This is a genomic window from Pseudoalteromonas atlantica (genome assembly GCA_007988745.1).
GTDB classification, from domain to species: Bacteria; Pseudomonadota; Gammaproteobacteria; order Enterobacterales; family Alteromonadaceae; genus Pseudoalteromonas; species Pseudoalteromonas atlantica.
In genome coordinates this window covers 12,752-36,155 of the sequence record BJUT01000044.1, presented here as the reverse complement: position 1 = coordinate 36,155, position 23,404 = coordinate 12,752, and the positions used below count along the sequence as shown (strand labels likewise).

The 23,404-nt window shown below is 39.0% G+C and carries 21 protein-coding genes and 2 pseudogenes; 15 read left to right on the top strand and 8 right to left on the bottom strand.

Annotated features, from left to right (window positions below; translation table 11 throughout):
• Positions 1–36: 36 nt before the first annotated feature.
• Entirely contained in the window at positions 37–669 is a 633-nt protein-coding gene (locus PAT01_RS15535; protein WP_138579700.1) for an esterase/lipase family protein, read from the bottom strand.
• A 35-nt stretch (positions 670–704) separates the two neighbouring features.
• Positions 705–1,655, bottom strand: a complete 951-nt coding sequence (locus PAT01_RS15530) for an SDR family oxidoreductase (protein ID WP_138579701.1) — start codon at positions 1,653–1,655, stop codon at positions 705–707.
• Positions 1,656–1,864: 209 nt separating this feature from the next.
• On the opposite strand from PAT01_RS15530, the gene PAT01_RS15525 reads away from it, so the two are divergent.
• The gene (locus PAT01_RS15525) at positions 1,865–2,830 is read left to right on the top strand and encodes an AraC family transcriptional regulator (RefSeq protein WP_121637712.1); all 966 of its coding nucleotides are present in this window, start codon (positions 1,865–1,867) and stop codon (positions 2,828–2,830) included.
• A gap of 2 nt (positions 2,831–2,832) precedes the next feature.
• Positions 2,833–3,198 (top strand): DUF4345 family protein, encoded by a 366-nt coding sequence (locus tag PAT01_RS15520; protein WP_024034145.1) that lies wholly within the window; start codon positions 2,833–2,835, stop codon positions 3,196–3,198.
• 87 nt (positions 3,199–3,285) lie between these two features.
• Here the strand turns inward: PAT01_RS15520 and PAT01_RS15515 are convergent, their stop codons facing one another.
• Positions 3,286–3,789 carry a hypothetical protein gene (locus tag PAT01_RS15515; protein ID WP_054983420.1) on the bottom strand — a complete coding sequence of 168 codons (504 nt, stop codon included), beginning with the start codon at positions 3,787–3,789 and terminating at the stop codon, positions 3,286–3,288.
• Between the two features lie 499 nt (positions 3,790–4,288).
• Between PAT01_RS15515 and PAT01_RS15510 the strand changes: the two genes are divergently transcribed.
• Both PAT01_RS15510 and PAT01_RS15505 read left to right on the top strand, forming a co-directional pair.
• Positions 4,289–4,795 carry an RNA polymerase sigma factor gene (locus PAT01_RS15510; RefSeq protein ID WP_138580046.1) on the top strand — a complete coding sequence of 169 codons (507 nt, stop codon included), beginning with the start codon at positions 4,289–4,291 and terminating at the stop codon, positions 4,793–4,795.
• 1 nt (position 4,796) lies between these two features.
• Entirely contained in the window at positions 4,797–5,456 is a 660-nt protein-coding gene (locus PAT01_RS15505; protein ID WP_138580047.1) for a hypothetical protein, read from the top strand.
• A gap of 60 nt (positions 5,457–5,516) precedes the next feature.
• On the opposite strand, the gene PAT01_RS15500 is transcribed toward PAT01_RS15505, so the two are convergent.
• The 3 genes and pseudogenes from PAT01_RS15500 to PAT01_RS15490 all read right to left on the bottom strand — a co-directional run.
• Positions 5,517–6,227 (bottom strand): GGDEF domain-containing protein, encoded by a 711-nt coding sequence (locus PAT01_RS15500; protein ID WP_138580048.1) that lies wholly within the window; start codon positions 6,225–6,227, stop codon positions 5,517–5,519.
• The gene (locus PAT01_RS15495) at positions 6,178–6,711 is read right to left on the bottom strand and encodes a hypothetical protein (protein WP_138580049.1); all 534 of its coding nucleotides are present in this window, start codon (positions 6,709–6,711) and stop codon (positions 6,178–6,180) included. Before PAT01_RS15495 ends, PAT01_RS15500 begins: the two co-directional genes overlap by 50 nt.
• Before the next feature lie 3 nt (positions 6,712–6,714).
• Positions 6,715–6,954: pseudogene (locus tag PAT01_RS15490) on the bottom strand (endonuclease III); the annotation flags it as partial.
• 71 nt (positions 6,955–7,025) lie between these two features.
• On the opposite strand from PAT01_RS15490, the gene PAT01_RS15485 reads away from it, so the two are divergent.
• Entirely contained in the window at positions 7,026–8,675 is a 1,650-nt protein-coding gene (locus PAT01_RS15485; RefSeq protein WP_004589241.1) for a recombinase family protein, read from the top strand.
• A gap of 77 nt (positions 8,676–8,752) precedes the next feature.
• Here PAT01_RS15485 and PAT01_RS15480 read toward each other — a convergent pair whose 3' ends face one another.
• Positions 8,753–8,956 (bottom strand): hypothetical protein, encoded by a 204-nt coding sequence (locus PAT01_RS15480; RefSeq protein ID WP_004589242.1) that lies wholly within the window; start codon positions 8,954–8,956, stop codon positions 8,753–8,755.
• Positions 8,957–9,534: 578 nt separating this feature from the next.
• Between PAT01_RS15480 and PAT01_RS15475 the strand changes: the two genes are divergently transcribed.
• From PAT01_RS15475 to PAT01_RS15465, 3 genes are all read left to right on the top strand, one after another.
• Positions 9,535–9,927: a hypothetical protein gene (locus PAT01_RS15475; protein ID WP_154945770.1), complete on the top strand. Its 393-nt coding sequence runs from the start codon at positions 9,535–9,537 to the stop codon at positions 9,925–9,927.
• 128 nt (positions 9,928–10,055) lie between these two features.
• Positions 10,056–10,340, top strand: coding sequence for a hypothetical protein (locus PAT01_RS15470; RefSeq protein ID WP_154945769.1), 285 nt, complete (start codon positions 10,056–10,058; stop codon positions 10,338–10,340).
• 696 nt (positions 10,341–11,036) lie between these two features.
• Positions 11,037–11,999, top strand: a complete 963-nt coding sequence (locus PAT01_RS15465; protein ID WP_154945768.1) for a replication initiation protein — start codon at positions 11,037–11,039, stop codon at positions 11,997–11,999.
• Positions 12,000–12,015: 16 nt separating this feature from the next.
• On the opposite strand, the gene PAT01_RS15460 is transcribed toward PAT01_RS15465, so the two are convergent.
• Positions 12,016–12,894, bottom strand: coding sequence for a hypothetical protein (locus tag PAT01_RS15460; RefSeq protein ID WP_154945767.1), 879 nt, complete (start codon positions 12,892–12,894; stop codon positions 12,016–12,018).
• An 810-nt stretch (positions 12,895–13,704) separates the two neighbouring features.
• Here PAT01_RS15460 and PAT01_RS15455 point away from each other — a divergent pair.
• The 7 genes and pseudogenes from PAT01_RS15455 (at position 13,705) to PAT01_RS15420 (ending at position 23,374) form a co-directional block, all read left to right on the top strand.
• A complete protein-coding gene (locus tag PAT01_RS15455; RefSeq protein ID WP_154945766.1) occupies positions 13,705–13,914 on the top strand; it encodes a hypothetical protein in 210 nt (69 codons plus the stop codon).
• An 852-nt stretch (positions 13,915–14,766) separates the two neighbouring features.
• Positions 14,767–15,942: pseudogene (locus PAT01_RS15445) on the top strand (IS4 family transposase).
• A gap of 119 nt (positions 15,943–16,061) precedes the next feature.
• Positions 16,062–16,421, top strand: coding sequence for a hypothetical protein (locus PAT01_RS15440; RefSeq protein ID WP_004589251.1), 360 nt, complete (start codon positions 16,062–16,064; stop codon positions 16,419–16,421).
• A gap of 107 nt (positions 16,422–16,528) precedes the next feature.
• Positions 16,529–17,026 (top strand): DUF411 domain-containing protein, encoded by a 498-nt coding sequence (locus PAT01_RS15435; protein WP_154945764.1) that lies wholly within the window; start codon positions 16,529–16,531, stop codon positions 17,024–17,026.
• Positions 17,026–18,453 (top strand): TolC family protein, encoded by a 1,428-nt coding sequence (locus PAT01_RS15430; RefSeq protein ID WP_004589253.1) that lies wholly within the window; start codon positions 17,026–17,028, stop codon positions 18,451–18,453. Before PAT01_RS15435 ends, PAT01_RS15430 begins: the two co-directional genes overlap by 1 nt.
• On the top strand, positions 18,453–20,195 hold the full coding sequence (locus tag PAT01_RS15425; protein ID WP_004589254.1) for an efflux RND transporter periplasmic adaptor subunit: 1,743 nt from the start codon (positions 18,453–18,455) through the stop codon (positions 20,193–20,195). Before PAT01_RS15430 ends, PAT01_RS15425 begins: the two co-directional genes overlap by 1 nt.
• 14 nt (positions 20,196–20,209) lie before the next feature.
• Positions 20,210–23,374 (top strand): efflux RND transporter permease subunit, encoded by a 3,165-nt coding sequence (locus PAT01_RS15420; RefSeq protein ID WP_008467841.1) that lies wholly within the window; start codon positions 20,210–20,212, stop codon positions 23,372–23,374.
• The last annotated feature ends 30 nt before the right edge of the window (positions 23,375–23,404 follow it).

The following is a 23,404-nucleotide window of genomic DNA, read 5'->3' as shown; positions in this document are numbered from 1 at the left end:
TCGCCCCTAGATTGAACAAATTTCAATCCGCAAAAATCAACACGCCCTCAGTTTGGTTGATTCTACAGACACCAAGCCATCGTTTTTACCTTTAAAATAATGCTGTGTCAGGGTGGATGCTTTAGCACCGGCTATTACGCCTAAATCAATGTCCAGCTCATTTATGGTGTTGCCCAAACTCTTACTGCCTGTAATTAAAGATTGGCTTACACCGCCGGCTATATGCATTAACCATGAACCATTTAAATGATTAGCTAATTCGCTGCCTTTGTTAGGCGTGCCAATTAACACGACATTTCCAAGTGTATTACCATTAAATACCCGAGGGTTATTTTGCAAGTAGGCTCTAATAACTAAGCCACCTAGGGAGTGCCCTACAAAATGTACTTTACTCGCGTTAGCAATACAGGCATTAATTTGTGTGGTTGTTTGCGTAAACACAGCCTCAACACTTTGCCCTAAAGAGGCGTAATTTAGGCTGCATACCTTATAATGTGCACGTTTAAGCTGCTGGGCAAAATATCGCATTGCCCAATCGCTTCTGCCTAACCCATGGGCAAGTACTACCAGCTCATCATTAGGTTTATACTGCACAGGGAGGTTATTGGTACTTTTAAAACCGGTTAGGAAAAGTAAAAATATTAGGCCGATTACTAATGGTTTTTTCATTACTTTTACACCCTACACACGTTCGCTATTAGCAATTATATTGTCCATTTAAAAGCAGTGTGCTGCTCAGTAACCGCCCATAATTTGCTTAGCACAGGCTGATCTAAAGCAAACGGCTCAAGTTTGCATGTTCCTACGGGGCCACTCCAATTCCATCTTCCTGATGGGCCATAATACGCACGTTGTTTTAGGTTATGCTCGGTGGCACACATAACCTCAGGGTATGCACCTTGCTCTGCCGATTGCGCTAAGCCCATTTTTACTATTAGTGACCAGGTAAATCGGGTTGCAAAGTTAACATTATCGCCAATAAGAGAGGTATTAGCTGCACCTGGGTGACACACAAACACCTGCACATTTTTATTGGCGGCGGCTATTTTATTTTGCAGCTCATAAGCAAACATCATTTGTGCAAGTTTACTGTGGCAGTAGGTCTTATTTGGGTGGTAGTTTTTATTCCAATTCATGTCATCAAATTGAATCGTTTTAAGCCCCATTTTGTAGCCTTCACTGGCCACTACGACAATACGCCCGCTAGATTGCTCTATTTTATTAAATAGCAAACCACACAGTAAAAAGTGCCCATAGTGGTTAACCCCTAACTGACTTTCAAAGCCGTCTTTAGTAAATTGCTGAGTCGCGACCTGCGCAATAGCGCCGTTACAAATAAGTGCATCTATGTGTGGCACAGCTTGTAATACCTCGTTGGCTGCATGGCGTACTGATGCAAGCTCTGCTAGGTCCATTTTTATAAAGCTCACATCGGTACTATTGCCAAACTCCTGTTTTAACTTAGCAATAGCTTCATCTGATTTTAAAGGGTTACGATTGAGCATAACTACTTTTGCGCCTTTAGCGAGTAATAGTCGGGTTGCTTCAAAGCCTGCGCCTGTATTTGCTCCCGTTATTAGATAGCATTTACCAACTAAAGAACTGAGTTGGTCGGGAGTCCAGCCAGAAGGGCCAAATGGGTTAGTTGCGCTCATTAGTTAAATTCCTATCAATAGTTAAGTATAAATATGCAGTACAGGGCTATGCATATTGCTCTAAAGTGCTTGTTAGGTAATATAACTCTCGCCACCAGGTGTAACTAGGCGATATCCTCTTTAAAATATGCCTATTTGTATCGCTGCATTGAGAATGTGTATTTACGGTGCTAGATTGGATTTATTCTATATTTAAAAGGTATGGGTGAATGAGCAAACACCACATTAAGCAACTTATACAAAATAGCCTGTCTTTTAACGATGTAAACAACGATGAAAATTATACCCAAGGGCTAATAGAAACGGGTATTAAAGGTGTTCAGTTGTTTAAAGTAACGCATGCTATGCGCTGTGCACCTGCGGTATACGAGCCGTGTATTGTTGCTATAGTCAGTGGCGCTAAAGAAGCCATACTCGATGGTAAGCATTTTATATACGATGAAAATAATTATATGTGCTGCCCTATGTCTATGCCGGTAGAAGCGGGTACACCCACGGCTTCACCTGAGACCCCCTTGCTAGGCGTTATTGTATCGCTAGATACAAAAGTGATGACCGAATTATCTATTACCATGGCTGCACAAGGTGTAAAAAAACACGCATCAGGCCCCAAAACGCAAGGGCTTACACTCGCAGCATGGGATGACTCATTTACCGATTCATTACTACGATTGCTGCAACTCGTAGGCAACCCTGTAGATATTGCGGTTTTAGGCGAAGGGCGACTGCGAGAATTATATTACGCCATATTAAACGGACAGGCAGGTAGTAGTGTGCACCAAGCCTTTGGCGTAGGAAACGACATAGCACGCTCAATTGATTATTTGGCATCTCGATTAGATGAGACCATAACCATAGACGATATGGCAGCAAAAATTGGCGTAAGTAGGGCAGTTTTGCATCGAAAATTTAAGGATGCGACCAGTATGTCGCCGATTCAATTTGTTAAATCTATGCGCTTAAATACCGCCGCGATGAAAATTGCAGCGGGTATGAACGTAAGTTCGGCGGCCATGTCGGTAGGCTATGTTAGCTCATCACAATTTAGCCGAGAATTTAAACGTATGTATGGGCAATCGCCAAAGCAGTGGAGCCAAGCAAAGGAGTTACCTCAGGAGCTTGTTGAGCAATCGATTGTTCAAACAGTTGATCAAACAACCAGCCTGAGGGATTGATCATGGATAATATAGTCATTTTTAGGGTTGTTGGTGCGGTATTAATTATTTTTGGCATAGTGTTAGCTGCCAACCCTGAGCTGATAAGCAATAAGCCAGTTCCTAATGATATTTTTAAGGCCGTAGAGCGCAGAATTTGGTGGGGGTTATTTATTGGTTTTGGCTTATTGCTGCAATTTCATCATCAGCTTGTACCTTGGCAAGCTAGCATAGCGGCAACACTGTCATCGTTACTCGTAGGACTATTAATTGCAAGGCTTATTGGCATTATGTTAGATGGCTCGGTAGCAAAACAGTGGCTGAATGTGGGTATTGAAATAGTGATACTGGCGCCTCTAATTTGGTGGTATTTAAAAGTACGCACTTAGTATCAGAGTTAAACCGCTATAAATCTTAGTATCGCCTTAGAGTGTAACGCTTAATACCTTTATGGCATGATAAGCAAACAAAGGCGTTTACCCATGAGCTTTACTTTGAGTTAGCGCCATTTCTTCAGACCAAGGTACATAGAGTGCAGGAGTTAAGTTTTTATTATCGGCCAAAATTACTTTCGCGATTGGCCGTCCGAAATATTCAGTTGGCTCAAATGAGCAAATATCTTTTAAATTAATCGAAATATAACAATTTGCTTTTTTGATTAATAAAGCTGATTCATCCATACGTGCATGAACTGTTATTTGTAAGTTCATGTAAGGAACCATCGATACTATGTGTTCACCTAAGTGAAATCTGTCTCGCTCTATCTCATCTCCTATTGCTTTTAAATAGTTAATATATGCTTTCCAACGCTTTAAAATTAATAAGGTTAAAAATGAAATAAAACAAATTAGGCTTAAAAGAATCGAATGAAATACAGAAAATTGACCCAAATAATAAAATGCACCCGCCAGTATAAGCACAACAGCTAAATTTAATAATGACCACTTATTTGGCTGAAATTTTGAATGATTACTTTGCAAAATACATCCTTGAAGTTATGTGGTTTCTTACAGCGCTAACGCAGAAACCTCCTTAAATTATTATTCACTATTAATAGCAGATTGTATGTTTTTTTACCACCTTTAGCCTGAGTCATATTTGATAACCAGAGATACAATAATATTAACTATTGCTATATTAAAAAAATCTTTTAACTAGGAGTCCCCTTTTAATAGCAAAGCAGAAAAAAGAGCTAGCTCCTCGCTTTGCTCTTTTACTTAGCTTATTACTCCCTCAAATAATTATTTTTTAAATAGTTGTGATTATTTCAGCGATACTGCGAATAACTAGATAAGAAGGTTATGTGAGTACTATCGTGCAGCTAAAATGTTTATATAAATGTGTACAGGCTATGTTGCATTAGCCAAAGCGCCGCACTTTATTACTTTTAAAAACAGATGCATTAGAAATTAAACACAATGAAACTGTGATGAGCCAACTACGTGATGAGATTAATTTAGATGATGGATTTATGCGTAAATGAACACCAATAAAAAAGCACTGTTTGCTCAAACAATGGAGCAGCATAAAGGCATTATTTATAAAATAGTTAACTCGTACTGTCAAAACCAACACGACAGGCAAGACCTAGCGCAAGAAATACTCACCACCATGTGGCTTGCTTATGATAATTACGACAAAGACTATAAGTTTTCTACGTGGATGTACCGAATAGCACTGAATGTGGCGATTTCATATTACCGCAAAGACAGTAAACGAGAAGATAAAGCCAATGAAAGTGAGCAGTGCATTGTGCACATAGCCGACCTCTCAGCGCACAATGATAAAAGCGAAGAGGTTAAGCAGCTTTATGAATTTATAGCAAAGCTCGATAAGTTAAATAAAGCCATAGTATTGCTGTATTTAGAAGGCGAATCCCATCAAAGCATAGCGACGAGTTTAGGCATAAGTAAAACCAACGTCGCTACGCGAATTGGCCGAATTAAAGAAACACTAAAAAATCAATTTGAAAAACAGGGGGCTTAAAATGAATTTAGATAACATTAAAAACACTTGGCAGCAGCAAAATAGTGTCAACGAATCGGCCATTACAATAAACCAATCACTGCTGAGCGAAACAAAAGTGAATAAACAAATGAAAGAGCTTAATACTATGAAGTGGGCACGTATTATTGAAAGCGCAGCCTTCTTTTTTATTATTGTTTTATTGGGGCAGTACATTGCAAATAACTTTAGTGTTTCAGCGCCTTCAATATCCGCGTTGATACTGAGTGTATTTTCCATTGCTGGCCTTGCAGGTAATATTGGCCAAATAGTGCACATTGCTAACGTTGATTATGCAAAGCCAATTAGCCAACTTCAAAAAGACGTTTACCGCCTTTGCTCACATAAATTACAACTAACTAAGTTGTTATTAATGTCTGCACCTTTTTATATGGCTTATGTTTTTATTGGCTTTGATGTGCTATTTGAAATTGACTTGTATGCTCACCTAGAGCAACACATGGTTTGGTTTTACAGCGTGTCATCGCTTCTACTTTTAATAATTACAAGCTGCGTATTAGCTAAACTAAACTACACAAATATTAAAGCGCCTTGGGTTAAACGCACCATTGCATTTATTGTCGGTGAGCGTTTAGTAAATATGGCGCAATTTATAAATAGTATAGAATCAACAGACAGCTAAACGATTAGATGCCGGATTACTGCAGTGCGACCAGAAGTGGAATAGCTAAGGCTTAAGCTGTTAGTTATCAAATACGATAACTTGATTTTTACCAGCAGCCTTAGCTTTATATAATAGTTGGTCTGCGTTTTCATATAACCTTTCAAACTTAGAGCGTTTTGTATCACCTTTATCTACACCCGCACTAATTGTGACTCCTGTTAATTCAGGCGATATGTCATTTAAATTAAGGCTAGCAATGGCTAATACAAGCCTATGTGAAATCTTTTTTACGGTTTCAACATCATTGCTTGGAAAGAAAACTACAAACTCTTCTCCGCCATATCGTCCAACAATATCTTTTTCTCTAGTTTGAACTTTTAAAGCATGAGCGACCCTTTGAAGAACTTTATCACCAGCATTATGTCCAAATCGATCATTAATGAGTTTAAAGTTATCTATATCTGCAATGAGTAAAAAACCACTTTGTTTATCTAAGCGAGAAACTTGTTCATGAAAGCCTTTTCTATTTAACACTTTTGTCAAAGGGTCGATTAACGATTCATTAGTGATTGTTATATTAAGTCGTTTTAATTTTTTAATATGACGAATTGAGAAAAACAAAATGAGAATGAAAAGGCCAAGGTTAATAAACAGAATTATATTTAACCTAATATGATCAGCCGCTTTGCTTTGCCAATCAATTTCGCTTGCAAATGCAAAGCTACTAAATAAAGAAAGACTAAATAGTACTAATTTTAAAATATACATTTTTTGAAAAGGTAAAAACACAAATTAGGCAACTTATAAACGAATGTAATAACAGACCTTGAATGCCAATACTTAAATAGGGCCCAATCATCTTAGCATCAGATACATCTAGCAAAACACCCCATGAAACAACCAAGTATAAAAATCCAATTAAGAGTAATGATAAAGATATTGTTTCAGATTTTAATTTACTGACATACATAGAAAATAAAGCTATGAGAAGTAATGAGCCTAACGAAGATAAAATAGTCATCGGCTCAAACCATAAACCAGGGGCCTCAATGAAAGAGTGATTTGCATTAGCTTCCCAAAACTCAGGAAAAGCCAAAACTTTTAGAATATCGACGTGTGAAAATATGAGCAAAAGTTCTTCAAATTTCACTCCCGCAACAGACTCGTTAAAAGCAATAAAGGTGATAAAGCCATTCGAGAGCCATATAAAAAACGCTGAAGTAATGGCTAAAAGCAAATTGTATAATTGTGCTTTATTGCTATAGCTTTTCAATTATTAGTCCGTTTTTTCTTTAAACTCACACAAGTCTTCAATAATACAGCTGCCGCATTTAGGCTTACGGGCAACGCAGGTATAGCGTCCGTGTAGTATTAACCAGTGGTGAACGTCTACTTTGAATTCTTTAGGAACAACCTTTTCAAGTTTTTGCTCAACGGCGACTACATCTTTGCCCATAGCAAATTTGGTGCGGTTTGAAACACGAAAAATATGCGTGTCTACGGCAATGGTCGGCCAGACAATGTATAATTAAACTAGATTGTGATACAGTCCTTTCATAATAGATAACTAACGATTTGAAAAGCCCTATGTCAGAAAAACCTTTGTTGTTCAGCTATGTGAGATTTTCTACTCAAGAGCAAGCCAAGGGACATTCCCTTAAAAGGCAATTAGATTATGCAAATAAAGTAGCTAAGGAAAGAGGATTATTATTGGATGAGTCTCTTACAATGAGAGATCTAGGCCTTAGTGCATATCATGGAAATAATATTAAAAAAGGTGCATTTGGAGTATTTTTAAAAGCGATAGAGGACGGTAATATCCCTTCAGGCTCAGTTTTGCTTATTGAAAGTCTAGATAGAATGTCAAGAAGGAAGGTCTCAGAATGCGCAAGTATTGTAACTCAGATAATCAATGCTGGTATTACAGTAATAACCGCAATAGACAACAAAGAATATAACAGCCAACTTATTGATGAAAACCCGTTTGAGTTACTTGCCATGTTGATGATCTTCATGCGAGCAAATGAAGAGAGTGAAACCAAATCTCAACGTGTACGAGATGTATTGAAACAGCAGTGTGATGATTGGAGTGCGGGCAAGCGTGGATTCAGAGTAAATTGTGGTAAGCCGCCTAGTTGGACTGTGTGGAATGATGATAAAAAAATATTTGAATTTGAGCCACATCATAAAAAAATTATGCTCCGCAAAATAGAGCTTTTTAAAAAAGGATATGGCGGCATAAAAATAGCAATGTTAATTAATAGTGAGTTTGGTGCAGGCACTATTCATCATACTGGTGCCAATGTATATAAAGAGGTTAAGCGTCGTTCACTTATTGGTGAGCTCAATGTAAAAGTAGGGAATGCAGAGTATGGCCTTAAAGGTTATTATCCTCCGCTGATGAGTGAATCTGAATTTAACTTTTTAGTCGCTGATTCATCTAAGCGTGGCGCTACTAAACAATCACAGAAGTTTGTTGGTATTTTATCTGGGGTAGGTGTATTTAAATGCGGCAATTGCGGAAAGTCTGTAGGTTCACATGTTGTTTATCGAAACAAATGTTTGAATGAAGTAAAAAGCAGCCATAAACGATATGGCTGTGTTGAAGCACGGCGAAAAAATAACTGTGAAATGAATTCAACCGTCCAAATTGATGTGATAGAAAAAGCAGTTGTCACTTTTTGCCAAGATAAGGTTAACCTACAGCGTATTTTGTTAAAAGGTGGAGATAGGGAGGCCATTAACAGCCAAGAGGCTAATCTTAGGGCGCGTTTAGTTAAAATTAATGGTGATATAGATTTATTTACTGAGGCTCTTCTGACTTTAAATGGAACTCCGCCACAGGCCATTGCTAACAAAATATCCAAACTTGAGTCTGAGGCACGTGATGTTGAGTCGCAGATTAGTATTAGTAAAAATAAGTTAGCTAGAATTGATAACTCATTTCGTGATGAAGTAACTGATCGGTGGTTATCAATTACTAAAAACCTTATAAAACTTTCCAACGACGAACGTCTAGCTATTCGTCAACTAGTTAAAGACACTTTTAAAAGCATCAGTTTACAATTAAATACATTTAGCGGCGATAAAGGTGGCCTCAATAATGTATTTGAGCGTCTGTTAGGTACCTCAAATGCTGATTACTTTGAGCTTTTACTTGAATTTCATAATGATAAGAGGCGTTTGTTACGTCTGCATAAACATACTGGTGAGCTAGTTAGTGGTTATGACTTTTGACGTAATTACGAAGAGGTCAGTTGCAAGTTTAACCTTGCAACAGGCCATACTTAATATTACTTAGCTAAAGGGCTTAGCTATTGAGGTTCTTTAAAATAATTAGGGTCAATACTTGTAAACTTAGAACAAAAGGTTTCAATAGTGTGGGCCAACATGGCTTCAAAGACCATTGACTCAACAACCATTCCTGACTGAATAATCTTACCTTGATTGGTAATTATCGCTAGCGCAAATCCTTTTTGCATTTGAAGTCCATCATTATTAGAAAAAATAATTTGCATAGAAACCTTTAATTTATTAAAAAAAGAATTGGTTAGCTTGAAGTTTTAATTAATCAAACTAATAGTACTATGATAACTAATTTCAATAAATTTCAAAAGTTTAGTGATTTTTTTGATGAACTTCTGAATACCTCCGCCAAATGGAGATTTACGTTTCATCTTGATTAAAATTCAGAAAAATATACAAAATTTTATTTAATTTTTTTTAGATAAATGGAGGATAAAGTAATTTTATTTGTGTTTTTTTTAAGCGATCGTTAGGGTTGGTTCATTAATTGTTCAATATTTTTATTATCAATAGGTAGGCTTAAGTTATTTTTCACACTGAATTATTTATGCACTTAAAGTGTAGGTTTACTTTCTGGACTTTTTAATAAGCTTGACTAAAACTATTGTTAGTATGGTCGCAGGTAATAGCCAAATATAATCAGTCATATTGTTCTACCTCAAAGTTAGGAACTTTTTTAACCTTAATGATTTTTATTCTTTTTGCAAATTTAGCCTACATAAACGTGATTTTCTATTTTTACCCATCGCATGGCCCTAGTTAATTTCAGGACAATTAACGAGGACAAATCATGAAAAATATTAAATCTCAATTTATTCGCCAATACGTTCGAGCCAGTAGATCTCCGTGGGATGACTGCTCTACAATTTTATTGTTAGCAGATGTAGTTAATGAACAAACATTAGAGTTAAATTTCAATAATTACATCTATTTACATAGAGATAGCGTTGGAAAAATACTTGGCATTAGTATTTCAAATAGTATGTTGGAAAAAAATCCAAGTTTTGAGAATAGGTATTTAGAAGGGCACGACATGACGCTTTTTTTACTTATCTACATAGAGCAAATAACACAGTTTAGTGAGCTGTTCTCTGAGGAGTTTCAGCAAATATTTATGCAAACGCCAACTACATTTTTTGCAGCAGCAGAAAGTGATTGGGTCGATATTATCGACAATGCATAACCCCCTAAGCGAACATTTGTTCGCTTTTTTTATAATATTTTTCGTAAACCGATTTAAATACCCATGCCTGATTTTATTTACTAATACGTTATCGATTTTGATAACAAATCACACAAGGAAAGTTAAGTATGGAAAGCACATACGTATCAACATTAGATTTTTTAAATTTATTACACGCATTTAGTCGGGTAATCACCGCAAATGACCACCAGATTAACTTATTAGAGTTACGCAGTGATAATGCGAATTTAAATGAGCTATGGGAGGTTATTGGCCCTGAAATTACAGCGAATAAAACACTAAATGAGTTTGCTATGCGAAAACTCGCTTATGAGCTCATGCACAGCCTAATTAGCCACCCAATAGAGCGTGTGGAGCTGCCGTGCGACTTTGAAGATGATGTTTTTTCTTAGGGTTAAATTGGAAAAAATTAGCGACTGAAACTGAGGTCACAATGGTTATTTTCAAAATAAAAATAACAAGCCTAATCATATCTCCCCAAATATGCCGTGAATCATTATTTGCTGATTCGCTGCCCTAACTGCAATAGCGTTTAATAGGGCATTTTACTCAGTTACTGAGTATCAAACCTGGGAGGAGGTCCAGCGCAAATACAGGATTTCGTTACAATGTCTCAAAAGCGAGGTCATTGTAATCATGTTTGGCAAGGCATAGGTCAAATGCAAAGGGGAGGTAGATACGTCTACCTCCCTTTTGCGTATTTCAGTTAGTTCACTCAGTAGCCTCATTACAAATCATATTGGCGAGGTAAAAAATAAAAAATAATTAATTTATTTTTTTAACCGCCAGAAATGAATTAATAAATCTATAAAAGTGCCAAATGAGCCTTTATTTTATCTTTTTCTATTTTAATACTTTTAGAGGGTCATAAGCTTGTGTAATGAAATGAAATATTTAAGTGTTTGGTGGGCAATTTATATGTTTATTGTGGCACTTTATACGAAATGAGTAGGCAATTTATACGGTTTAGGGGGACACCTTTACCGTGAATAAATAAAAATTTTATTTACCAAAAAACTTACCGAAATTTCTTTTATTGGTTGGGTCGCGGTTAGCATAACACCATCAATTAGAAATGAGGTAGAGAGATGAGCAGTAAAAATTCTCCAAAAATTGTTTTCGCTAATAAATTACTACATGCGGGTTATTCGCTCGATATTAATGAGCAGCGATTAATAAATCTAGCGCTGTCTAAAGTAAATTCAAAAAAGCCTAACCCAGGAAAAATTGTGATTTATCCAACGGAATATGCCAAGTGTTTCGGCCTCAATAAAAGCAGTGTCTATGAGCAGCTGAGCGCAGCTGCAGAGTCACTAAGAGATAAATCTGTCACTATTTTAGACGATAGTGGGACGTCGCTTTCAATCCCCTGGGTGAGCAATGCTAGATATGAAAAGCTAAAAAATCAGGGCTCATTCATTAATATAGAGTTTTCAAAAGAAATAGAGCCCTATATTTTTAATATAGAGGGTAATTTCACAGAGTTATTTTTTCATAACACAGTAAAACTTAACACGTTAGCATCATTTCGGTTGTATGGACTCCTAAACGAGGTGCGAAATTATAAAAATTACAAACGACGGGGCTCTGTAGTTATGAATTTACAACTACCAGAGATGAAACAGAAATTATTTTTATCCGAATCATATGGAGCATGGCGGGATTTTAAGTCGCGTGTATTGTTACCTGCTATTGAAAAAATCAATGCCCACACAGACATACGCGTAACGTTTAAGCCACAAAAAATTGGCAACTGTATTACCGCCATCGAGTTTTCATACATCCCTCAATCCGACGGTCAGCATATAGCTAGGCCGAGGTTAGCTCGTCGTCCTAAGGTAAAAAAGGGCTCGCATGAAGAGGGGGTATGGGCTCGGGTAAACCTCAATCGATTAGGAGGCTATGAGCTATCAAACCAAAACGAAAACCCTGCTTTTAGATTGGCAAAAGCCGATATAAGGCGCTGTATAACGTATGCAAAAATCATCGGTGACGATAAAGCTAAGTCGTATTACTCTAAACAATTGAACAAAAAAACCATAACGCCTTAATGTTTATACTACTGCATTACGAGTAAAAAATTTTTTCAATTTCAGTGCAAAGTTTAGTTCGGTATATTATTGAGGCACGCAGCAGCTCAGCATCGCCCTCACTGAGAAGTGGTGCGCGCGACTTTTTGTCGTAACGTTCAGGTAGCTCCGTAAATAGCTGCTCATGTAAACGTTTAATGTCATCAAAAATTTTGACCGACTGAGAGAATAAAAAAATCTTACTGTAATCGTTATTTTTTAACGAGGCCAAATATTTTAGTAAAATAGCCTGCCGTGCCGTTTTATTTTTAAATGAGTGCTCAATTTCAACTGCTGCAATAGAGCCATCTAAGAGTCGCACAGCACCATCCACGGTTCGTGTATCAGATAGGTTATTAATACGTTTAAATTCAGGCTCGGTAATAAACCCATTCCACATTGGTGCGTACGTTTCATCACTGTGGTAATTATGTATACCGCGCAGCATGACAAATGCATTAATCAGGTTATGCATTACATTGTTTTGATTGAACTGCAGAGCAGGGTTTCTATTCGCTCTAAAATGTATATCGATGCCCATTAACTCCTCTGCAAATTTGGCTGCAGTGTAGGTAGGTACATAGACTCGACCGTCTGGGCTTCGGTGTGTTTTTACCACACGCAATAGCCCATCGTTTTCTAGCCTGTTTAGGTGTTCCAACGCGAGGCGATGATTAATGCCGTAGAGCCAACGCACAATGCTTGGTGTAACAATAGAAAATCGAATCGCGATTAATACGGTCAACCTAGTTCGGTTAACCCCTTTTTGATGGTTGTTTGCGCCTAGATAATACCGCATATCAATATCAAAATAGCGAGGGTAGTGAGTGAGAAGTAGGTTGTTCGTTTCTAAATTTTTTGATGGCTGCTGAGTCAATTCAAAAATCCTTTTGATGAGTTAATTAGTAAAATTAACTAGCACCGCAACATAAAAATTATCATCATTTTATAAATGTATTTCCGTTTTTCATTCCGAGATGCTCTTACAGCATGCACGGAATCATTGTCGCGATAATAATCGCAACAAAAGCCGCTGTCAGCGGATGGCCTCGTTGCTGCGCTACTCAACCATAGGGCCTAAAACGCCCGCCAGCTCTGGTTGTTGCTCCGCAACGAGCTGGCTCAACGCGCTATCGCGCTAGCGTTTTAGACCCTGCGCGAATGCACCGAGCTACGCTCTGTACTAACCGCCATACTGCCGCGCCTGACAATGCAATGGGTCCCCCATAATTTGCATTTTTCATCTGCTTTTATTTTCTGACGAAAATTATGGTTCGAATATCAATTTGTCCCAAATTGATATCGAATTTCGCTGATGCGAAACACTATCGCGGTTAGTACAGACCAGCTGTACATTCGCGCAACTCCATGTGTCCTAAGCTTCGCTTATGCCACATTACGCGCTTGTTGGCCTCATTCTGAGGCGCTATTTTTGCAGTTTGTCGTTCCGAAAAATGCGATCTAAAAACCTGTCTTGCAGACAAAAATCGCCTCTAAATTAAACTTATTAATGAATTTTTAGATAAAGAGGAAAGGGTTTTTACTTAAAAAAATTAAGTAAAAATAGAAGAGGAGTGTATGCCTTATTCAAACCGTTTGTTGCTGAGCTGCGCAGTCAAACATGTTTGTTTTTTATCACGAAATCATTAAATTGTGAAGTCTAATTAATAATTAAGAAGGTTTGAAAATGAAAAATAATGACGCTAATGATATTGCTATTAATCCAACAACAGGGTTACCTATCACAAATGCGAGCGCTAATATGGTTGATGTTGGTGGCAATGTGGTGGGCCAGCCAGACAGGGGAATGACTGTTTATGAGATTGAAGATTCGATAGCGGATTCAAATGATGGTGGCTGCTTTGATGCTTTTGACACGTTTGATGATAATTTTTAATGCCCAAAATTTTGAAAACTATTAATAAATATCGTACAGAAATTGTCTATTCGATTATCGCATTTAGTGGCTTAGCTATATTATTTTTTCAATATCAATCAACTCAAAATTTTGCGTGGTTTATTTCGCTCACTTTATTCTGTAGCAAAATGGCTATTGGCATAATTAACTATGAGCAATATTGCCAAAGCAATAAGCGTAGTATGAAGATAGCGCTCAAATATTTGTTATTTAAATTTGTATAAAACCTGTTTATTTGTCCTAAACACAAAGCGCTCCGAGTTAATCAGGCGCTTTTTTAGTTTTATAAGTATTTAAGTTTTTGACCAGTCTGCCTTTAAGCTAGTTAAAATATTTTGATTCGACAAACATCAACGTATAAATTATGAAATATTAGATATCAAGTGTGGGCTTGTGGGTACCATCATTTCAGATGATTTTGAGCCACAGCTTGAGAATAACTACAATTTGAAGTAAAACAGGGCACAAAAATTGATATTTTTGATTAGAGCTTCAATTTTAATTTAGAGTAAAAGTATTTTCAGTTAGTGCCAGAGTAGGTCGGATAAGCTAAGCGCCATCAGACACAGTAAAATACTTTACCAATTATTATGTTGTCGAGTGGCTGGAGAGTGCCAAAAGCGGACACTTCTAGTCAATGGTGAGCAACGAATTTATAGCTTGCACAAATATCAGATGTACCTAAAAGTATTTGTAAGTTTAATTAAAGCAATATAGCTGACGAATCCCCACGAATGGCGTAGATAAAACAAATAGTTAGAGGCGAAGGGAACATTCATGGCAGTTCCCGATCTGATCTTTCGCCAAAAACACCTAACCATGAATGCTGCCATGAATGTAAAAACAATGCTCGCCGATTTCCTCTCATTTGTCACCCCCAAATGTATGCACAAAGCCCGATTTTTAGCTGTGGGGGCGGCAGTACAAAGCTTGATGCAGAATGGCCAATGCACGGTAACGGCTATCGGCCGTAATTTTGACAGTGAAACGTCATAAAAACACGGCATCAAACGAGCTGACCGTTTGCTAAGAAATGAAGCGCTTCAAGCAGAGGCGCCGCTTATTTATGGCGAAATGACCCGCTTGCTACGTCAGGGCAAACAGCCGCTGATTTTAGTGGACTGGAGCAATGCCGACACCGAAAAGCGCCATTTTATCCTGCGTGCCAGCCTGGCGCTGGAAGGTCGCCCACTGACGTTACATCAAGTTGTTGTGCCGATGGACGAGTATACGTGCCCACACGTACACAGGGCGTTTTTATACCGGTTAAAGCAGGTACTGCCGGCAGACTTTAAGCCGGTGATTATTACCGATGCGGGTTTTAAAGTGCCGTGGTTTAAGCAAATACGTAAGCTCGGCTGGCATTACATTGCCAGAGTTCGTGGCAACCAGACACTGCAACTACCCGGCCAGGATGCCTATATCACGGTTGCCAAAGCCTACAAAAAAGCACGCCCTACGCCCCAAGTCTTGGGTGAGGTTAAGCTGACCAAAGCCCAGCAATATCGCACTCAAGCCGTGCTGGTGGGCACCGGTTGGAAGCTGCGAAAATCCGACAAACACAAGCAATATAAAGAGCCGTGGTTGTTGGTCTCATCCTTGCCCAATTGCTTCGATTACGCGACGAAGATTGCCAAATGCTACGGCAAACGCATGCAAATAGAAGAGAGCTTCCGCGACCAGAAAAGCCAGACCTATGGCTTAGGTAGCGAAGCCCACCGTACTTATAAACGCGAACGATTGGAAGTGCTGTTGCTATTGGCGGCACTGGCAAATTGGTTGCATTACATGATAGGGCTGGCGGCAGAGCTGGCCGGGAAGCACTTGCAGTTTCAGGCTAACAGCATCAAACATCGGCGAGTACTCTCATTTAACTACCTGGGAATGCGATTATCAAAGGCCGCCCAGCTGGGCTTAACTGAAGAAGAGATACAAGCGGCAAGACGGCAAGTCACGCTCTGGGCCGCAGAGTTTGACTGGGGTGTCATCAAACTGGAAAAGAGCTGATACTATGGTCAAATTCGAGGGGATCCCTCAGCAAATATTCATAAATGTTTATACAGCATCAATTGACTTAGTCAAAAATTTGCATTAGTATTGGAGATGTATATTTGTAAGAGAATTTTATGTCTAAAGCATTTTCAAAAGTCTTAGTAATGACGCTTATGCTGGTTGCCTTTGTAGGGCAAGCATTTGCGTATTCTGCTATGCCTTGTGAAATGTCATCAGGTTCTCACGAATCACACATGAACATGAACATGAACATGGATCATGGTGATATGAATAAAAGCAGTAATGGTCAATCAGAAGATTGTTGTGACGTTGAATGTATTTGTCCTGCAAATGCTTGCTCATCTACGACAGTCCTAAATTCCAGTATTGATTCGACAGATATTCAAATATTCAGTGAATCTGTAGCTGCTCTGCAATCTAAACAACCTCATTCAATTTCCACTTCCCTTTATCGTCCACCAATTTTTGCCTAATACAGGATTAGTGCGTCCAAATTTCTCGCACATGTAATTAATTTTTCTGTTAGTCAATATAGCGTCGTAGCGCTATAGATATTTTCCAGCGATGTCTGGGGGCAAAAATGATCAATAAGTATTTAAAAATAGCAGTAGTAATGCTGCTTTCACCTGCGTTTGCAAACGCCAACGAACATAACCATGCACACAATAACGACGTAACACCTTTGGAGTTAATCGTTTATAAAACCCCTATTTGTGGGTGTTGTAAAAAATGGATAACTCATATTGAAGACAAAGGGATCGTTGCGCATTCCAAAGATTTCCGAAACATCGGCAACATCAAAACTAAGTATGGTATCAAACCTAATTACCGTTCATGCCACACGGCAGTGAGTAGAAATGGATTTGCCTTTGAAGGTCATATACCTGCTAAATTTATTCAGCAGTTCTTATCAGAAGAACATCCCAATGCGATTGGGCTTTCAGTTCCAGCAATGCCAGTTGGCTCTCCCGGTATGGAAGTCGATGACCGCTTTATGCCATACAACGTGTTAATTCTATTTAAAGATGGAACGAGCAAAGTCTATGCAAAAGTTAAGACATACGAGGAGCAATTCTAATGAAATTGAACTCTTCAAACCTTACTTCACTTTCAACTGCATTAATACTCGGCTTATCTGTATTCTCAGCTCAAGCTGAGAAAGTAGTGTCGCTTGAACAAGCTATCACCTTAGCTCAGCAAAATGATCCTTGGCTTCATGGTAGCCGATTGAAACAAAGTGCAGTTGAAAATAGAAGTATTGCTTCAGGTACTTTGCCTGATCCGAAAGTATCGCTAGGGATAATGAATTTACCAACAGATACTTGGGATTTAGATCAGGAAGGAATGACTCAGCTAAAGGTTGGCGTCTCTCAAATGTTTCCGAGAGGCGACAGTCTAGAGATCAAGAAAGACCAGTTACAAATTGAGTCCACGAAATTTCCACTGTTACGAGAGGATCGTAAAGCTAAGTTGAAAAGCCAAGTGTCACAACTTTGGTTAGATGCTTACTTAGCCCAACAAACTATTAAATTGATTGAAGATGATTGGTCTCTCTTTGAGCAGATGGCGGAAGTGGCTAAAGCTAGCTATTCAAACGTTGTTGGTAAAACTAGACAGCAAGATGTTATTCGTGCTCAGTTGGAAATCGTGCAGTTAGATGACAGATTAACTTCGCAAAAGCAGAAACTAGAAACGACAATCGCTCGTCTCAATGAGTGGCTTCATATTTACGATGCGGATCGTTTGAATGAATCATTCAACTTTGACGCGCAACCATTAGAGTTTAGCGTCTCAAAAGAATTGCCTTCGATTCAATTGAATAATCCAACAGTCCTAAAAGCATCTAATTACTCAAGAAATCTATTGGCTCAGGAGCTTTCGAATCACCCAGCCATACTTGCGATTGATATAAAACGCAAAGCTTCAGAAAAAGGAATTGAGTTAGCCAAACAGCAATATGAGCCGCAATGGGGTGTTAATGCTAGTTATGCCTATCGCGACAATATGCCCTCTGGTGATAGCCGAGCTGATTTATTTTCTGTTGGGGTAACGTTTGATTTACCCTTGTTTACCGAGAACAGACAAGATAAGCAAGTTGCAGCTTCTATTGCAGATTCAGAGACTATTAAAACCGAGAAACTATTACTGACAAAGCAAATGATCAGTGTTTTAGAAAAAGAACTAAGACAGCTTAAACGCTTATCAGATAGACAATCTATCTATCAAGAACAACTCCTTAAACAAACTCATGACCAAGCAGAAGCGTCATTGACAGCCTACACAAATGATGATGGCGATTTTGCCGAAGTTGTTCGAGCAAGAATTGCCGAATTAAATACCAGAATATCAGCTTTAAGAATTGATGTTGACGCACTTAAAACAGTTGCTCGTATCAACTATTTCTTTGCGCATTCTCAATCTAACTCAAATGCTGAACATAAGTCGATGCAAACTTCACACAAAACTAATCAGCACTTATCCAGTCAGCAATTTGGAGAAAAATAATGTCAACGAATACAAAAACAATTATTGCCATCATCATTGGGGCAGCACTTGGTGCTGGAGCATTGAGTTTATATCAAGGTACTGGCTCAAACAGTAATAGTAATGAAGCAACATCAGGAGAAAAAAAGCCTCTGTATTGGGTTGCACCGATGGATTCTAATTACCGCCGGGACAAGCCCGGTAAGTCGCCTATGGGGATGGATCTAATTCCAGTGTATGAGGAAGGATCATCTGGTGATGACTTTGGCCCCGGAGCAGTAAAAATTGCGCCTCATGTAGTGAATAACCTTGGGGTTCGCACTGCACCTGTTGAACTGAAAAATATGCATACTGAAATCTCAACGGTAGGTTATGTTCAATATGATGAAGATAAGCTAATTCATATCCACCCACGGGTTGATGGCTGGATTGATAAACTTTACATCAAAGCAGCAGGTAACCCTGTAGAGAAAGGGCAGCCTCTTTATACACTATATTCTCCTCAGTTAGTTAATGCTCAGGAAGAGCTGTTAATAGCGTTAAAGCGCAACAATAGTTCTTTAATTTCAGCAGCCAAAGATCGCCTAAAAGCGTTACAGCTTTCAGCAGACTTTGTTCAAAAGCTAGAAAAGACACGAAAGGTTCAGCAAACAATTACCTTTTATTCACCACAAGCAGGTGTTGTCGATGGTTTGAAGGTTAGAGAAGGTTTTTATGTAAAGCCGGGAAACACCTTATTAAGCATTGGCCAGCTAGATCAAGTTTGGGTTGAAGCAGAAGTGTTTGAACGTGACGCAGCCTTAATTAAAAAAGGACTTCCTGTATCAATGACACTGGATTATTTACCCGGTGAGGACTGGGCTGGTGTCGTTGATTATGTTTATCCAACATTGAACAGTAAAACACGCACACTCCGAGTGAGATTGAAATTTGATAACACAGACTATCAATTAAAACCAAATATGTTTGCACAAGTCTCTATTCACGCTAATCAAGCTGATAGCACCATCCTCGTGCCTAAAGAAGCCGTTATTAGAACAGGTAAACAGGACAGAGTAGTACTTGCGTTAGGTGATGGGCAATTTAAATCTATTGAAGTGACTATTGGCCGGGTTGATATCGACAGCATCGAAATATTAGACGGCTTAAATGAAGATGACGTTGTGGTGACATCTGCCCAATTCTTGATTGATTCTGAATCAAGTAAAAGCTCTGACTTTAAACGAATGACTCATGATGAAGTGCCTAACTCTGTTTGGATGCAAGGGGATGTTAATAGTGTTATGGCAGGGCACCGCATGGTTAATATTTCACATGGCCCTGCTGAAGCTTGGGATTGGCCTGAAATGGTTATGGATTTTACTGTGGCTGAAAAAGTCGATATTGACTCATTAAAGTCAGGTCAATCTTTGCACTTTGAAGTGAGCAAAACCGAAGACGGTGGATATGAAATTACTGGAATTCATATCATGAGTGAGCCTGAAGTATCATCAGCAACAGTATCTGGTTTGATTAATGCGATTGATATTGATACACGGATTCTAAATATTAGCAGAGGCCCAATAGAGAAATGGGATAGACCTGCTGCGACGATGGATTTTATCGTCGCGGACAATATAGAAATGGTTGATTTCAATGTCGGTGATAATGTCACTTTCACTTTTGAGGTTAGAGATGACTTAGTTATCACTGACATTTCTCTTGAATCAGATGAACAACACGGCAAGGAAAATAAAGCTGCTGTTGATCATTCTAATCATTAAGTGGGAGAAAAATAATGATTGAATCAATTATTAGATGGTCTATCGGCAATCGTTTCTTTGTTTTGTTGATTACCTTAATTATCGCGTTTGGTGGTTTGTATTCATTACAAAAAACACCAGTAGATGCACTCCCCGATCTTTCTGATGTGCAGGTGATAATTAAGACGAGCTATCCGGGACAGGCACCACAAGTAGTGCAGGATCAAGTGACATTTCCTCTTACTACAGCGATGTTATCAGTGCCGGGGGCGCAAACTGTTCGTGGTTACTCATTTTTTGGTGATTCCTACGTCTACATTATTTTTGATGACGATACTGATTTGTATTGGGCTAGAAGCAGAGTACTTGAATACTTAAGCCAAGTAGCATCAAGCCTGCCTGATTCGGCAAAACCTCAATTAGGACCTGATGCAACAGGTGTGGGTTGGGTATACATTTACGCTTTAACAGATAAGTCTGGAAACCATGATCTAAGCCAATTAAGAAGCATTCAAGACTGGTTCTTAAAGTATGAACTACAAACTGTTCCGGGCGTGTCCGAAGTTGCCGCCGTTGGTGGTATGGTTAAGCAGTATCAAGTGCAAGTAGATCCTGATAAATTGAGAGCTTACGATATTCCTCTAAGTTTAATACAAATAGCCTTACAAAAAGGGAACAAAGAAACTGGCGCATCCGTTGTGGAAATGGCTGAAGCTGAATATATGGTTACCGCAACGGGGTATATTCAATCAGTTAGTGATATAGAGAAAATCCCACTTGGTATTAACGAACAAGGCACGCCATTGCGTATTGGTGATGTTGCTACCGTTAATTTAGGGCCTCAAATGCGCCGTGGTATCGCAGAGCTTAATGGTGAAGGCGAAGTTGTTGGTGGTGTTGTCGTTATGCGCTTTGGTGAAAACGCTCAACAAACCATAAACGGGGTAAAAGAAAAACTTGAATCGCTTAAATCTTCTCTACCAGAGGGGGTGGAGATTGTCCCTGTTTATGACAGATCGAAGTTAATAGATCGTGCTGTTGATAATCTTTGGAGCAAGTTGCTAGAGGAGCTTGCAGTCGTTGCTATTGTCTGTGTGGCTTTCCTATTTCATCTTCGCTCATCTATTGTGGCAGTTGTTACTCTGCCATTAGGTATCTTGGTGTCGTTCATTATCATGTATATGCAAGGCATCAATGCCAACATTATGTCTTTAGGCGGTATCGCTATTGCGATTGGTGCGATGACTGATGGTGCAATAGTGATGATTGAAAATATGCACAAGCATATGGAGAAAACACCACTAACAGATGAAAATCGCTGGCAAATTGTTGCTAAGGCTGCGAGTGAAGTAGGCCCTGCACTATTTTTTAGCTTACTGATCATTACAGTCTCATTCTTACCTGTATTTATCTTGGAAGCGCAAGAAGGAAGAATGTTCTCTCCGCTCGCCTATACAAAAACCTATGCAATGGCGGCATCAGCAGGTTTGGCGATCACATTGGTGCCTGTTTTGATGGGCTACTTTATTCGAGGCAAAGTTGTTTCTGAAAAGAAAAACCCGTTAAACCGATTATTGATTGCTATCTACATGCCTGTTTTAAAGCAAGTCATGAAGTTTCCAAAATCGACAATAGTAGCAGCAATATTAGTGACTATCGTTGGCTTTTGGCCTGTCGATAAAATTGGTAGTGAATTCATTCCGCCATTGGATGAAGGCGATCTCATGTATATGCCTACTACCTATCCCGGTATTTCAATTGGTAAAGCAAGGGAGTTATTGCAGCAAACAGACAAGCTTATTCGCACTGTGCCAGAAGTTGAAACTGTATTTGGTAAAGTAGGAAGAGCTGAAACTGCAACCGATCCTGCACCTTTAACCATGATTGAAACCTTTATTCAATTGAAGCCACAAGAGCAGTGGCGAGAGGGTGTGACTACTGAATCGTTAAAAGCTGAGTTTGATAAATTGGTTAAGTTTCCGGGCTTAACGAATGCTTGGGTTATGCCAATCAAGACCCGAATCGACATGTTAGCAACAGGCATAAAAACGCCTGTGGGTATTAAAGTCGCCGGACCAGAGCTTGATGTGATTCAGGAAATCGGCCAACAAATAGAGCAAATTTTACCCGAAGTTACAGGCACAGCATCAGTTTACTCAGAGCGAGTTGCAGGTGGACGATATATCAAGGTTGATATTTCACGCGATAAGGCAAGTCGCTTTGGGTTAAACATCGAAGATGTTCAACAAGTGGTTTCTACAGCTATTGGTGGTATGAACGTTACCCAAACGGTAGAAGGTCAAGAGCGTTACCCTGTTAACTTACGCTATCCGCAAGACTATCGAGACTCTCCTGAGCAGCTATCACGATTACCTGTTGTAACACCAAGTGGTCAACGCATTGCACTAGGTGATGTCGCAGATATTCGAGTTGAGAACGGTCCGCCGGGGATTAAGAGTGAAAATGCTCGTTTAAATGGCTGGACGTTTATCGATATAGACGGTGTTGACGTAGGTACTTATGTTGAAAGTGCAAAAATACACTTGGCTAATAATCTAAAACTACCAGCAGGTTATTCAATTACTTGGGCTGGGCAATACGAATATATGGAAAGAGCGAAAGAAAAGCTCACCTATGTATTGCCTTTAACACTCGCCATTATTGTTATTCTACTTTACTTAAACTTCAGAGCGTTTAGTGAGGTGGCTATCATTATCGTTACCTTGCCGATGGCGATGATTGGTGGCTTATGGTTGATGTATCTGGAAGGGTTTAACTTCTCTGTGGCTGTTGGCGTGGGCTTTATTGCTCTAGCTGGGGTAGCGGTTGAGATTGGTGTGATAATGTTGGTCTATCTCAATCAGGCACTTGCTGAGCTTAAGGAAAAAGCTGAAGAGCGAGCTGAACCTATCTCTGATGATGCATATCAAGATGCATTATTGCACGGTGCAGGCTTACGAGTTCGTCCAGTAATGATGACAGTTGCAACAATCATTATCGGCTTGATGCCCATTTTATATGGTACAGGAACAGGTTCGGAGATTATGAGTCGTATTGCTGCACCTATGGTAGGCGGAATGACAAGTGCTGTGCTACTCACTCTTATTGTGCTCCCAGTAATTTACTCAATCGTTAAAAAGCCAGAATTAAACGCCTTTAACAAGGAGCTTTCTAAGGCGGAGCTAAAAAGTAATGCTTAGCGAAGTTAAGAAACCATAAATAGCAATTTC